We start from the raw sequence: 12,421 nt of genomic DNA on the forward strand, positions 1-12,421 counted from the left end.
TCTATGGGAATTGAAGAACAACTTGGCGAAATCGTTATCGCCCCACGTGTACTTGAAAAAATCATTGCTATTGCTACTGCAAAGGTAGAGGGTGTTCACTCTTTTTCAAACAAATCAGTATCTGACACCCTTTCAAAACTTTCTCTCGGCCGTGGTGTTTATCTTAAAAACGTGGACGAAGAGCTCACAGCAGATATCTATCTCTACCTTGAGTACGGAGTAAAAGTTCCTAAGGTAGCGGTTGCTATCCAGAAAGCTGTCAAAGATGCAGTCCGCAATATGGCTGATGTAGAACTCGCTGCTATCAATATCCACGTTGCAGGTATCGTCCCAGATAAAACACCAAAACCAGAATTGAAAGATCTATTTGACGAGGACTTCCTCAATGACTAGTCCACTATTAGAATCTAGACGCCAACTCCGTAAATGCGCTTTTCAAGCTCTCATGAGCCTTGAATTCGGTACGGATGTCGAAACTGCTTGTCGTTTCGCCTATACTCATGATCGTGAAGATACGGATGTGCAACTTCCAGCCTTTTTGACAGAGCTAGTTTCTGGTGTTCAGGCTAAAAAGGAAGAACTAGACAAGCAAATCACACAGCATTTAAAAGCAGGTTGGACCATCGAGCGTTTAACACTCGTGGAGAGAAACCTCCTTCGCTTGGGAGTCTTTGAAATCACTTCATTTGACACTCCACAGCTGGTTGCGGTTAATGAAGCTATCGAGCTTGCAAAGGACTTCTCAGATCAAAAATCTGCCCGTTTTATCAACGGACTGCTCAGCCAGTTTGTAACAGAAGAACAGTAAAAAGAAAAAAGTGTTTGACAATTATCAAACACTTTTTCTTTACTTCCTACTATCTCAAAATCAAATAATAAATATAAAATAAGATCGACGGAGCATAGGGAATAACATTATAGAAACTATGACAAACAATGGTAAATCGAAGACTACCTGTAACTCGATAAGCGACCGCAAATAGAAGACCAAGAATACTATAAATGATGAGACTGATGGGGTCACGATGGGATAGAACTAAGTGACTAAGCCCGAAGATGAAAGAAGACAAGATCACATCCAAATAAAACTCCGACTTCGGAAAGAAGGTATTCATAAAATAACCCCTATAGATTGTCTCCTCAACAACAGGTACAATCGAAATGTTAAAGATTAAAAATATAAGATTTGATAGAGTCGTTTCTCTTCCGTTTAAGTAAAGTTCTGAAAGAAGCTCTTGGAAAATAAAGCTATGGTCAATCAATCGGATATTTTGCATTCGAAATCCATTTAAAAAAGAATAGATAAGAAAGCAAGCCACTAAGAAAGCGAGATATGACCAGTGCCAACCCTTTTTCTCGAAGATAAAGAGCATCTTCTTCTTTTTCAACCACAAAACGAATAAAAAGAAAATAAGCAACACTTCTCCAACTAGGAAGATTATATAGCTGTCCATTCCTAAACTAAAGGTCCTAGCTAGAATTATAGCTCCTAACGGCGTTAAATAAATGTACAGGAACATTAAAATCATACAGATTCCTAAATGTATTGTCTTTTTCATTCTTTCTCTCCTAATGGTAAACTCTCTATTAGGGCAATATAGAGGATATACCATTGATTGTTTTTCTTATTTATCTAGAGTATTCATGTTTATCTATGCTCTATTATCAAAATAGCTAGAACAAAATGTTCTAGCTTTTAAATTTTCTTAGTATTTTCTAAAGCGTTGGTAACGTTCTTCAATAAGTTGGTCGAGTGGTAGTTCTTGCAACCTATCTAGTTCTGCACGCAATTCATTTTTAACGCAACCTAGCAGTTCTTTACTTGACAGCCCTGCTTCTGAGATTACCTTGTCTACGATTCCCATTTCTAGGAGTTCATGTGAAGTGATTTTCATCAACTCCGCCGCTTCCATAGCACGACTTCCATCCTTCCAAAGGATAGAGGCAAATCCTTCAGGGCTAAGTACGGCGTAGATTGAGTTTTCTAACATCCAGACACGATTAGCTACGGCTAGAGCTAGAGCACCACCAGATCCTCCTTCACCGATAATAATCGCGATGATTGGAACCTTGAGATCACTCATTTCCATCAGGTTTCGGGCGATTGCTTCACCTTGTCCACGTTCCTCGGCTCCAACACCTGGGTAAGCACCCGCCGTATTGATAAAGGTCACAACTGGACGGCCAAACTTTTCTGCCTGTTTCATCAGGCGCAAGGCCTTACGATAGCCTTCTGGATGAGGTTGCCCAAAATTTCGTTTGAGGTTGTCATGAAGACTTTTTCCCTTTTGGATACCAACGACAGTTACTGCTTGGTCACCTAACCAACCAATTCCACCGATAACCGCACCATCATCACGGAAAGAGCGATCTCCATGCAATTCGATAAACTCGTCAAAAATTCCATTGGCAAAATCAAGTGCGGTCAAGCGACTCTGCTCGCGTGCCTCTCTGACTATTTTTGCAATATTCATCCGCGACTTCCTCCATGCAATCTTACTAATTTAGCAATTGTTTCAGGCAATTCTCTCCGTTTGACAATTGCATCAACAAATCCATGTTCAAGCAGAAATTCTGCCTTTTGGAAGTCATCCGGCAAGGTCTCACGAACTGTATTTTCGATAACACGACGCCCAGCAAAACCAACCAAACTTTGGGGTTCCGCTAGGATAATATCACCTTCCATAGCAAAAGAAGCGGTCACTCCACCTGTTGTCGGATCGGTTAAAATAGTTAGGTAAAAAAGTCCTGCCTTGGAATGACGTTGAACTGCCGCAGAAATCTTAGCCATCTGCATCAAGCTCATGATTCCTTCTTGCATACGGGCTCCACCAGAAGCTGTGAAGAGAACGACTGGCAAGTTTTCTACCGTTGCATACTCAAACAAGCGCGTGATTTTTTCACCCACAACTGTTCCCATAGAAGCCATGATAAAGTTAGAATCCATGATCCCAAGGGCAACTTTTTGTCCCTTGATGCTAGCTGTACCAGTTAGTACTGCTTCGTCCAAACCTGTCTTTTCACGCATTGTTGCAAGTTTTTTCTGATAGCCAGGAAAGTTTAATGGATCTTGAGTTTCAATACCTGTAAACATCTCCACAAAGCTACCAGAATCAATCGTCAAATCCAAGCGTTCCTGAGCTGAAATACGGAAAGTATAGCTACAATGGGGACAAATTCGTTCGCTCCCAAGATCCTTTTGGTAAATGGTGTGTTTACAACCAGGACACTGGGAGAAGAGTTCATCCGGAACCTCAGGCTTGGCTTGTGGTTTCTGCCTTACGGAACGGTTAGGATTGATCCGAATATACTTATCCTTTTTACTAAATAGAGCCATAACTCCCCCTTTTAGTTCTCATACTGTTTGAAAGTCTATTCTTTTTCTTGGTATTTTGGCAAGAAAGTTTCCATCAAGAAGGAAGTATCGTAGTCACCAGCGATAACTCGGCGGTCTGAAATCAGATCCAACTGGAAGTCTGCATTGGTTTGCACTCCTTCAATATCAAGTTCATAAAGTGCCCGTTGCATCTTCATAAGAGCATCAAAACGATTCTCCCCATGAACAATGATTTTAGCAATCATACTATCATAGTAAGGGGGAATGGTATAACCTGGATAAACTGCTGAGTCCACGCGCAAGCCAACTCCACCACTTGGTAGATAGAGATTGGTAATTTTACCTGGGCTTGGAGCAAAGTTAAATGCTGGATTTTCCGCATTGATCCGGCACTCGATAGCATGACCTCGTAGGACAATATCTTCTTGTTTGAAAGGTAAGGGTTGACCGGCAGCAATGCGAATCTGCTCTTTCACGATATCAACACCTGAAACAAACTCTGTGACTGGGTGTTCCACTTGCACACGAGTATTCATTTCCATGAAGTAGAAATTGCCACTCGCTTCATCGAGAAGAAATTCAATCGTCCCTGCATTTTCATAACCTACAGACTCTGCAGCTCGAACAGCCGCAGCACCAATTTCATGACGAAGGGTTTTGCCGATCGCAATAGATGGGCTTTCTTCTAAGACCTTTTGGTTATTCCGTTGGAGTGAACAGTCCCGTTCACCAAGATGGACAACATGACCCTCTTGGTCCGCAAGAATCTGAACTTCGATATGACGAGCTGGATAAATCACACGCTCAAGATACATAGCGCCATTTCCAAAATTGGCCTTGGCTTCACTGGATGCTGTTTCAAAGGCTGCGACCAAGTCTTCTGCCTTTTCAACCTTACGAATCCCTTTTCCACCACCACCTGCCGATGCCTTAAGCATGACAGGATAGCCAATTTTTTCTGCAACTGCAAGGGCCTCTTCAGCCGTGTGAACTTCACCATCAGATCCTGGGATAACTGGAACCCCAGCCTTGATCATTTGTTCACGCGCATTGATCTTATCACCCATGGTGTCCATCACAGCACCAGAAGGGCCGATGAACTTAATCCCTACTTCATCACACATCGTGGCAAATTTGGAGTTTTCGCTAAGAAATCCAAAACCTGGATGGATGGCTTCTGCTTCTGTCAAGACCGCAGCAGACAAAATTGCATTGATATTGAGATAAGATTCTGTCGCCTTACCAGGTCCGATACAGATAGCTTCATCCGCTAGGAGTGTGTGAAGGGCTTCCTTATCAGCAGTTGAATAAACTGCCACGGTCGCAATGCCCAATTCACGCGCAGCTCGAATAATGCGAACCGCAATCTCACCACGGTTGGCAATCAAAATTTTACGAAACATGGAGAACCTCCTTAGTTTCCAATTGCAAAGGTAAGAGTACCACTCGCTGCAAGCTTACCATCTACTTCAGCCTTTGCTTCAACCACAGCAATCGTACCACGACGTTTAACAAAAGTAGCCGTCATGACTAATTGGTCACCTGGTACAACTTGCTTCTTGAACTTAACCTTGTCCATGCCAGCGTAGAAGACCAGTTTCCCTTTATTTTCAGGTTTGGACAATTCCAAGACACCAGCAGTCTGAGCCAAGGCCTCCATGATAAGAACACCTGGCATGACTGGGTATTGAGGAAAATGACCATTGAAGAAAGGTTCGTTGATGGTCACATTTTTAATGGCAACAATGGTATCTTCGCTCACTTCCAAGACACGATCCACTAGGAGCATGGGGTAGCGATGGGGTAGAGCTTCTTTGATTCCTTGAATATCGATCATTTGATACGTACCAATCCTTTACCGAACTCAACCATTTCTTCATTTGAAACGAGAATTTCTGTCACCACACCATCTTTAGGTGCAGGGATTTCATTCATGACTTTCATGGCTTCGATGATCACCAAAGTCTGACCTTTTTTAACACTGTCTCCGACTGTGACAAAGGCAGGTTTATCTGGTCCAGCAGCCAAGTAAGCCACCCCTACAAGTGGACTTTCAACGACATCACCCGCTGGAGCAACCGTCGTTTCAGCTGGTGCTGGAGCTTCTTCCACTGCACTCTCAACTGGAGTTGAAGGGGCCGAAACTACTGGACTTGCAGCTACTGCAGCTGGCGCTGGAACAACTTGAGCTGGTACTTCAGAAGCCATTCTTGCTTCATTCTTACTGAACTGCAATTCGTCCGTTCCATTTTTATAAGAAAATTCTCTCAAACTTGATTGGTCAAATTGAGCCATCAAGTCCTTGATCTCATTTAAATTCATAATTATTTATTCTCCCAACGTTTGAAAGCAAGAACCGCATTGTGTCCACCAAAACCAAAAGTGTTTGAAATAGCATAAGGGATTTCTTGCTCCAATCCTTGTCCATAAACGACATTCGCTTCGATATAGTCTGACAACTCACTTGTTCCAGCTGTCATTGGTACATAGTTATGACGCATGGCTTCAATGGTAGCGATGGCTTCTACTGCCCCTGCAGCACCAAGCAAGTGTCCTGTAAAGGACTTGGTTGAAGATACAGGTACTTCTTTACCAAGGACAGCTACAATCGCACCACTTTCTCCTTTTTCATTAGCAGGAGTTGAAGTTCCGTGGGCATTGACGTAAGCCACTTGCTCTGGAGAAATTTCTGCTTCTTCCAAAGCCAACTTCATAGCCTTAATCGCACCTTGACCTTCTGGATGAGGTGAAGTCATATGGTAAGCATCACAGGTATTACCATAACCAACTACTTCAGCCAAGATAGTTGCACCACGTTTTTCAGCATGTTCAAGACTTTCAAGAACCAGCATTCCAGAACCTTCTCCCATGACAAAACCGTTACGGTCTTTGTCAAATGGAATAGAAGCACGAGCTGGATCTTCTGTAGTTGATAGGGCTGTCAAAGCTTGGAATCCAGCAATGGCAAAAGGAGTGATAGATGATTCTGATCCACCAACTAACATGACATCTTGGAAACCAAACTTGATAGAACGGAAGGCATCCCCAATGGCATCGTTTGATGAGGCACAGGCTGTATTGATTGATTTACAGATACCGTTTGCTCCGAAACGCATAGCAACATTTCCTGAAGCCATATTTGGCAAGGCTTTTGGAAGTGTCATTGGTTTAACGCGTTTTGGACCTTTGTCATGAAGACGGATAACCTGATCTTCGATTTCTTTAATTCCCCCAATACCAGAAGCCACGATGACACCAAAGCGATCTTTATCAATTGCTTCTACATCAAGATTTGCATTTGTCACCGCTTCTTGAGCCGCATACAAGGCATACAAAGAATAGTTGTCAAAACGGTTGGTATCTTTTTTGACAAAGTATTTATCAAATGGGAAATCTTGAACTTCTGCTGCATTGTGCACAGCAAATTCGCTGTGGTCAAATTTAGTGATTTCTCCAATTCCAATCTTACCAGTTTGCAAACTGTTCCAAAATTCTTCTGGAGTATTTCCAATCGGAGAGGTCAATCCGTAACCTGTTACTACAACTCGATTTAGTTTCATCTGTCTTACCTATATCTTTCCTTATTTTTTACATGCTAAGTCCGCCATCAACAGCGAGAACTTGTCCAGTTAAATAATCCTGTCCAGCTAGGAACACTGTAGCATCTGCGATATGTTCTGCTTGACCAAACTGTTTCATTGGGATTTGGGCCAATGTCGCTTCCTTGACCTTATCAGACAAAACAGCAGTCATATCTGACTCGATCATTCCTGGTGCAAGAGCATTTACGCGAACATTACGATTGGCAACTTCACGTGCAACTGACTTGGTAAAACCAATCAAACCTGCTTTAGAAGCTGCATAGTTGGCTTGTCCGATATTTCCCATCAAACCGACCACACTAGACATATTGATAATCGCACCTTCACGTGCCTTGATCATCTGTTTCAAAACTGCTTGCGTCATGTTGAAGGCACCTGTCAAGTTGATCTTAATCACTTTTTCAAAGTCTTCTTCAGTCATCTTGAGCATAAGCGTATCTTGAGTGATCCCAGCATTGTTGACCAAGACATCGACAGAACCGAGTTCTGCAATCGCCTGATCTATCATACGCTTGGCATCTGCAAAGTCTGAAACATCACCTGAAATCGGTACTACTTTGACACCATAGTTTGAAAACTCAGCTAGCAATTCTTCTGAGATTGCTCCTCGACTATTCAAGACTACATTAGCGCCTAGTTGGGCAAATTTGTGAGCAATGGCAAGTCCGATACCACGACTTGAACCTGTTACAAAGACATTTTTGTTTGTAAGTTGCATTCTATTTCTCCTGTTTCCTGTTGTATTTTGTGGGAGAAGGGAACATTAGTTTCCTAACAAAGCATCCAAGCTTGCTTGGTCTTCAACGTTAGCTAGCTTAGCTGATTTATCAATCTTTTTGACAAATCCTGATAGGACCTTCCCCGGACCAATTTCAATAAAGTTGGTTACCCCAGCATCCTGCATCACAGCAATACTTTCATAAAAACGAACAGGTTCTTTGACCTGACGCGTCAAAAGCTCTTGGATTCGATCTTTTTCCATAACAGCAGCTTCCGTATTGCCGACTAGTGGGCAAGTAAAGTCAGAGAAACTCACTCCTTCAAGAGCTCCAGCTAGTTGCTGACTGGCTGGCTCAAGAAGAGCTGTATGGAAAGGACCAGATACATTTAAAGGAATCAATCGTTTTGCTCCTGCTTTCTGCAAGAGTTCAACTGCGCGGTCAACCGCAGCCACCTCACCACCGATAACGATTTGGCTTGGGGTGTTGTAGTTAGCTGGAGTCACTACTCCAACTTTAGAGGCTGTTTCACAAGCTTCCTCAATCACTTCAACTGGAGTATTAAGAACGGCTACCATCTTTCCAGATCCTGCAGGTGCAGCCTCTTCCATATAAGCACCACGCTTAGCAACCAAGGCAACTGCCTCTTCGAAGTCCAAAGCACCACTTGCTACAAGAGCAGAATATTCTCCGAGGGACAATCCTGCTACCATATCTGGCTGATAGCCCTTTTCTTTCAATAGTCGGTAAATAGCAACCGAAGTCGCTAAAATAGCTGGTTGCGTATAGCGAGTCTGGTTTAACTTGGTTTCTTCCTTATCAATCAAGTCACGAAGGTCATAACCCAAAACCTGACTGGCTTGGTCAATTGTTTCCTTGACGATAGGGTAGCGATCATAGAGATCACGCCCCATTCCTAGATACTGAGCTCCTTGACCCGCAAATAGAAAGGCTGTTTTAGTCATTTCTTACAACTCCTGCCCAACGAGAGGCTTCTTCTTGAATTTTTTTGGCTGCACCATAGTATAGATCTTTTAGGATTTCTTCGACAGTTTCCTCTTTAGAAACCAAACCAGCAATCTGACCTGCCATGACAGATCCACCTTCTACATCTCCATGAACAACGGCTTTAGCAAGAGCACCAGCTCCCATTTGCTCAAAGATTTCTAAATCTGGATCTTCTTGTTTAAAGGCATCCTTTTCAGCCTGTTCAAAGTCACGTGTCAACTGATTTTTAATGGCGCGAACAGCATGTCCAAAATGTTGAGCTGAAATAGTCGTATCGATATCACGCGCTTTTAAGATTTTTTCCTTGTATTTTGGATGGGCGTTAGATTCCTTGGCTACTACGAAACGCGTACCAACTTGAACGGCCTCAGCACCAAGCATAAAGCCTGCAGCGACACCTTCACCGTCGGCAATTCCTCCAGCTGCGATAACCGGAATTGAAACAGCTGCAGCAACTTGGCGAACCAAGGTCATCGTTGTTAATTTACCAATATGTCCACCGGCTTCCATTCCCTCTGCAATAACTGCATCTGCACCAATTTTTTCCATACGTTTTGCCAAAGCAACACTTGGAACAACAGGAATAACTGTAATTCCTGCATCATGGAAACGAGTCATGTATTTACTTGGATTTCCTGCACCAGTTGTAACCACCTTGACCCCTTCTTCAATCACGAGATCAACGATATCTTCTACAAAAGGTGACAAGAGCATGATGTTGACACCGAAAGGTTTGTCCGTAAGTGATTTGATTTTATCGATATTAGCCTTTACGACCTCTTTAGGTGCATTCCCACCACCGATGATCCCTAGACCACCAGCTTTTGATACTGCACCAGCCAAGTCACCATCCGCAACCCAGGCCATTCCTCCTTGAAAAATAGGATAATCAATGTTCAATAATTCTGTAATACGTGTTTTCATAGTGCCTCCATCATTCCTTGCTTACGTAATAGTTCGATGAGTTTATCATTTGAGTTTCAAACTATTACCTAAACAAGAGGGAGTGGGTTTCCCCTACTCCTTCTAGTAATATGTTAATTATTTTGTTTGCTCTTCAACGTAGGCAACCAAGTCACCAACTGTTTTCAAGTTATCTTCTGCTTCGATTTGGATATCGAAAGCATCTTCGATTTCAGAGATTACTTGGAACAAGTCCAATGAATCTGCATCCAAATCATCAAAAGTAGATTCAAGTGTTACTTCTGATGCGTCTTTCCCAAGTTCTTCAACGATAATTTCTTGTACTTTTTCAAATACTGCCATGATAGGACTCCTTTAAAATATAAAAAATTTATAACTATGTGTTTACCACATGATTACCTAGATTGTAAGAATGAGTGTGCCCCATGTCAAACCTCCACCGAAGCCTGATAGGAGAATCGTCTGGCTACCATCTAAACGAATCATGCCATTCTCCACACACTCTGAGAGCAAAATCGGGATACTTGCTGCACTGGTATTCCCATACTCCATCATATTGGCTGGAAGTTTGTCTCGGTCAACACCGATCTTCTTAGCCATCTTATCCAAAATGCGGATATTTGCCTGATGAAGCAAGAGATAATCCAATTCCGATGCTGCGATTGGACCATTTTCAATGGTTTCTTTGATTGATCTAGCAACATCACGATTTGCAAAATCAAAAACTGCTCGTCCATCCATCTTCAAAAAAGCAGGAACTGCTTCTTGATCTGAGAAAGGAGAAGCCAAAGCCGTTTGACCATAGGTCAAACACTCGCTCCGAGAGCCATCTGTATAGAGACTTTCCACAAGGAAGTGACGTATTTCGCTCGCTTCCAAGAGAACCCCTCCAGCACCATCCCCAAAGAGAACAGCTGTCGAACGATCTGACCAATCAACTGCCTTGGATAAGGTCTCAGCCCCTATAACAATCCCTTTTTTGAACTGTCCAGAACTTAAAAACTTTTCTGCAGTTGAGAGAGCGAATACAAAGCCACTGCAAGCTGCTGTCAAATCAAAGGCGAAAGCTCTATGCGCTCCGATATTTGCCTGAACTCGAGCTGCTGTGGAAGGCATCATCGAGTCTGGAGTAATCGTCGCTACAATGATAAAATCAATCTGATCCGCTGTTAAGCTCCCTTTAGCCAACAAGCTCTTAGCTACTTCTGTCGCCAAGTCACTTGTAGACTCTGTTTTGGAAATATGTCTCTGTTTAATTCCTGTCCGACTTGAAATCCACTCATCGCTTGTGTCCATGATTTGGGCTAAGTCATGATTAGTGACCACTTGCTCTGGAACATAATGAGCAACCTGGCTTATTTTTGCAAAAGCCATTATTTCAAATCCTCCAAAAATTGATAAAGGTTCGTTAAGCCTCTGCCCATGACTTCTTTTTCCTCCGGGCTCATGCCATCGATGATTTTTTCGACCATAGCCTTGTGGAACCGTTTATGAAGACGGTGAACCAAACGACCTTTCTTTGTCAAATGCAGATAGACCACTCGACGGTCTTGGTCAGAACGAATACGCTCAATATAACCTTTTCTCTCCAGGTTATTCAAACTCGTCGTCACTGTCCCAAGAGTTACCATCAGTTCTTTTGAAACCTTACTTGGCGTTGCCTCCGGGAACTTCCCAATCACATCGATCGTGTGCATTTCTTTGATGGAGATGTCTTTGAATCGACTACCTCGTAAGCTAACCTCCTCAATCACAAGGACGTTATTAAAAATAGATGTTAGATAATCATTTACTTGTTGGTAGTCCAAATCGTTTCCCTCCCCCTCAAAAAGCTTTTACAATCAAAACATTTGATAAAAGAAGTATAACAAACTTCAAAAAATTGTGCAAGTATTTTTTCACATTCCTGTAAATTTCGGTCTTCTTCTTTCAGAATGTGCACGAACCCCTTCTTTAAAATCTTCAGTTAAAGATAACGATTCTTGTAATTTCAATTCTAATTCAGCATAATTCTGCCAATCCTTAAATTGACTTTCCCAAACTAACTTTTTAATCGCTGCGTATGAGTTTGCTGAACCTCTTCTTAATTTTTTCAGAACTTGTTCTCTTGTTTTTTCTAATTTGTCAACTTCACAAACACGGTATACCACGCCCCATTCTAGCGCTTTTTCAGCAGTTAAGGCTTCACCTGTCATAGCAAGTTGTGCAGCCCGTGTTACCCCAATACTACGACTCAAGAGATGAATCCCACCAGCGTCTGGCGCCAAGCCCACTCCGACAAAGGCTTGGATAAATTTTGCCTTGTCAGTCGCCAAACAGAAATCAACTGCTACTGCCATATTTGCTGCAGCACCAGCGACCGCTCCATCTACCTCCATCAAAACAGGTTTAGGAATTTGCTTGATTTTAAAAGAAATTGTATTGACTAATTCTGCAATCTTATTCAAAGAAGGGATATCATCTTCATCTACTGCTCGCTTCATCTCAACCAAGTCTCCCCCAACTGAAAAGACCTTCCCATTCGCATTAATCAAGATGAACTGCACAGCTTGATCCTGATCCGCTAGGGTCAAAGCTTCTAAAATTTCCTCACACATTGGGATATGAAAACCATTTGCCACTTCGGGACGATTCAAAGTAATGATAGCCAGATCATCTACGATCTGATATAAGATATGATTCATAGCTTCTCCTTTTCTTTTATAAGGCAATGAAATTGTTTTATCATCAAAGTATACCTTTTTTTGGATAAAGAGGCAAGGAAAAACTAAAGGAAAGTGTCTCAGCTGATTATTTACCCATCATTTATGAGTGTGAGTAAAATTTGACAC

The 12,421-nt window shown here is 42.3% G+C and carries 16 protein-coding genes; 2 read left to right on the forward strand and 14 right to left on the reverse strand.

Annotated features, from left to right (window positions below; all coding sequences use genetic code 11):
* Nucleotides 1-3: 3 nt before the first annotated feature.
* Together MK395_RS06600 and nusB are read left to right on the forward strand one after the other, a co-directional pair.
* Nucleotides 4-393, forward strand: coding sequence for an Asp23/Gls24 family envelope stress response protein (locus MK395_RS06600; RefSeq protein ID WP_000510584.1), 390 nt, complete (start codon nucleotides 4-6; stop codon nucleotides 391-393).
* Nucleotides 386-808, forward strand: coding sequence for a transcription antitermination factor NusB (nusB, locus tag MK395_RS06605; protein WP_000203659.1), 423 nt, complete (start codon nucleotides 386-388; stop codon nucleotides 806-808). Before MK395_RS06600 ends, nusB begins: the two co-directional genes overlap by 8 nt.
* Before the next feature lie 49 nt (nucleotides 809-857).
* On the opposite strand, the gene MK395_RS06610 is transcribed toward nusB, so the two are convergent.
* The 14 genes from MK395_RS06610 to MK395_RS06675 all read right to left on the reverse strand — a co-directional run bounded on the left by MK395_RS06610 (nucleotide 858) and on the right by MK395_RS06675 (nucleotide 12,274).
* Nucleotides 858-1,559, reverse strand: a complete 702-nt coding sequence (locus tag MK395_RS06610; protein ID WP_268711538.1) for a CPBP family intramembrane glutamic endopeptidase — start codon at nucleotides 1,557-1,559, stop codon at nucleotides 858-860.
* A gap of 147 nt (nucleotides 1,560-1,706) precedes the next feature.
* Entirely contained in the window at nucleotides 1,707-2,474 is a 768-nt protein-coding gene (locus tag MK395_RS06615) for an acetyl-CoA carboxylase carboxyl transferase subunit alpha (RefSeq protein ID WP_001017372.1), read from the reverse strand.
* The gene (gene accD / locus MK395_RS06620; RefSeq protein ID WP_001173379.1) at nucleotides 2,471-3,337 is read right to left on the reverse strand and encodes an acetyl-CoA carboxylase, carboxyltransferase subunit beta; all 867 of its coding nucleotides are present in this window, start codon (nucleotides 3,335-3,337) and stop codon (nucleotides 2,471-2,473) included. The genes MK395_RS06615 and accD overlap by 4 nt, the downstream gene beginning before the upstream one ends.
* Nucleotides 3,338-3,372: 35 nt before the next feature.
* Nucleotides 3,373-4,740 carry an acetyl-CoA carboxylase biotin carboxylase subunit gene (gene accC / locus MK395_RS06625; RefSeq protein ID WP_000488663.1) on the reverse strand — a complete coding sequence of 456 codons (1,368 nt, stop codon included), beginning with the start codon at nucleotides 4,738-4,740 and terminating at the stop codon, nucleotides 3,373-3,375.
* An 11-nt stretch (nucleotides 4,741-4,751) separates the two neighbouring features.
* Nucleotides 4,752-5,174, reverse strand: coding sequence for a 3-hydroxyacyl-ACP dehydratase FabZ (gene fabZ / locus MK395_RS06630; protein ID WP_000565515.1), 423 nt, complete (start codon nucleotides 5,172-5,174; stop codon nucleotides 4,752-4,754).
* Nucleotides 5,171-5,659: an acetyl-CoA carboxylase biotin carboxyl carrier protein gene (accB, locus tag MK395_RS06635; protein WP_001052306.1), complete on the reverse strand. Its 489-nt coding sequence runs from the start codon at nucleotides 5,657-5,659 to the stop codon at nucleotides 5,171-5,173. Before accB ends, fabZ begins: the two co-directional genes overlap by 4 nt.
* A gap of 2 nt (nucleotides 5,660-5,661) precedes the next feature.
* Nucleotides 5,662-6,897, reverse strand: coding sequence for a beta-ketoacyl-ACP synthase II (gene fabF, locus MK395_RS06640; RefSeq protein WP_000774044.1), 1,236 nt, complete (start codon nucleotides 6,895-6,897; stop codon nucleotides 5,662-5,664).
* Between the two features lie 28 nt (nucleotides 6,898-6,925).
* On the reverse strand, nucleotides 6,926-7,657 hold the full coding sequence (gene fabG, locus MK395_RS06645) for a 3-oxoacyl-[acyl-carrier-protein] reductase (RefSeq protein WP_200729880.1): 732 nt from the start codon (nucleotides 7,655-7,657) through the stop codon (nucleotides 6,926-6,928).
* 45 nt (nucleotides 7,658-7,702) lie between these two features.
* Complete coding sequence (gene fabD / locus MK395_RS06650) at nucleotides 7,703-8,623, reverse strand: ACP S-malonyltransferase (RefSeq protein ID WP_268711539.1); 921 nt, start codon at nucleotides 8,621-8,623, stop codon at nucleotides 7,703-7,705.
* Nucleotides 8,616-9,590, reverse strand: coding sequence for an enoyl-[acyl-carrier-protein] reductase FabK (fabK, locus tag MK395_RS06655; protein ID WP_000857451.1), 975 nt, complete (start codon nucleotides 9,588-9,590; stop codon nucleotides 8,616-8,618). The genes fabD and fabK overlap by 8 nt, the downstream gene beginning before the upstream one ends.
* Nucleotides 9,591-9,707: 117 nt before the next feature.
* On the reverse strand, nucleotides 9,708-9,932 hold the full coding sequence (locus tag MK395_RS06660; RefSeq protein ID WP_000257840.1) for an acyl carrier protein: 225 nt from the start codon (nucleotides 9,930-9,932) through the stop codon (nucleotides 9,708-9,710).
* Nucleotides 9,933-9,989: 57 nt separating this feature from the next.
* Nucleotides 9,990-10,964, reverse strand: coding sequence for a beta-ketoacyl-ACP synthase III (locus MK395_RS06665; protein ID WP_042902827.1), 975 nt, complete (start codon nucleotides 10,962-10,964; stop codon nucleotides 9,990-9,992).
* Nucleotides 10,964-11,398, reverse strand: coding sequence for a fatty acid biosynthesis transcriptional regulator FabT (fabT, locus tag MK395_RS06670; RefSeq protein WP_000386335.1), 435 nt, complete (start codon nucleotides 11,396-11,398; stop codon nucleotides 10,964-10,966). The genes MK395_RS06665 and fabT overlap by 1 nt, the downstream gene beginning before the upstream one ends.
* A 90-nt stretch (nucleotides 11,399-11,488) precedes the next feature.
* The gene (locus tag MK395_RS06675; protein ID WP_042902828.1) at nucleotides 11,489-12,274 is read right to left on the reverse strand and encodes an enoyl-CoA hydratase; all 786 of its coding nucleotides are present in this window, start codon (nucleotides 12,272-12,274) and stop codon (nucleotides 11,489-11,491) included.
* Nucleotides 12,275-12,421 lie beyond the last annotated feature (147 nt).

It is taken from the genome of Streptococcus oralis (genome assembly GCF_026782085.1).
GTDB classification, from domain to species: domain Bacteria; phylum Bacillota; class Bacilli; order Lactobacillales; family Streptococcaceae; genus Streptococcus; species Streptococcus oralis_DA.

Excerpts from the sequence above, each read along its gene's own strand:
- fabK (WP_000857451.1), bottom strand. The coding sequence starts at position 9,590 with ATGAAAACACGTATTACAGAATTATTGAACATTGATTATCCTATTTTT.
- MK395_RS06665 (WP_042902827.1), bottom strand. The coding sequence starts at position 10,964 with ATGGCTTTTGCAAAAATAAGCCAGGTTGCTCATTATGTTCCAGAGCAA.
- fabZ (WP_000565515.1), bottom strand. The coding sequence starts at position 5,174 with ATGATCGATATTCAAGGAATCAAAGAAGCTCTACCCCATCGCTACCCC.
- MK395_RS06600 (WP_000510584.1), top strand. The coding sequence starts at position 4 with ATGGGAATTGAAGAACAACTTGGCGAAATCGTTATCGCCCCACGTGTA.
- fabF (WP_000774044.1), bottom strand. The coding sequence starts at position 6,897 with ATGAAACTAAATCGAGTTGTAGTAACAGGTTACGGATTGACCTCTCCG.
- accB (WP_001052306.1), bottom strand. The coding sequence starts at position 5,659 with ATGAATTTAAATGAGATCAAGGACTTGATGGCTCAATTTGACCAATCA.
- nusB (WP_000203659.1), top strand. The coding sequence starts at position 386 with ATGACTAGTCCACTATTAGAATCTAGACGCCAACTCCGTAAATGCGCT.
- MK395_RS06610 (WP_268711538.1), bottom strand. The coding sequence starts at position 1,559 with ATGAAAAAGACAATACATTTAGGAATCTGTATGATTTTAATGTTCCTG.
- MK395_RS06615 (WP_001017372.1), bottom strand. The coding sequence starts at position 2,474 with ATGAATATTGCAAAAATAGTCAGAGAGGCACGCGAGCAGAGTCGCTTG.
- fabG (WP_200729880.1), bottom strand. The coding sequence starts at position 7,657 with ATGCAACTTACAAACAAAAATGTCTTTGTAACAGGTTCAAGTCGTGGT.
- accD (WP_001173379.1), bottom strand. The coding sequence starts at position 3,337 with ATGGCTCTATTTAGTAAAAAGGATAAGTATATTCGGATCAATCCTAAC.
- MK395_RS06660 (WP_000257840.1), bottom strand. The coding sequence starts at position 9,932 with ATGGCAGTATTTGAAAAAGTACAAGAAATTATCGTTGAAGAACTTGGG.
- accC (WP_000488663.1), bottom strand. The coding sequence starts at position 4,740 with ATGTTTCGTAAAATTTTGATTGCCAACCGTGGTGAGATTGCGGTTCGC.
- fabD (WP_268711539.1), bottom strand. The coding sequence starts at position 8,623 with ATGACTAAAACAGCCTTTCTATTTGCGGGTCAAGGAGCTCAGTATCTA.
- MK395_RS06675 (WP_042902828.1), bottom strand. The coding sequence starts at position 12,274 with ATGAATCATATCTTATATCAGATCGTAGATGATCTGGCTATCATTACT.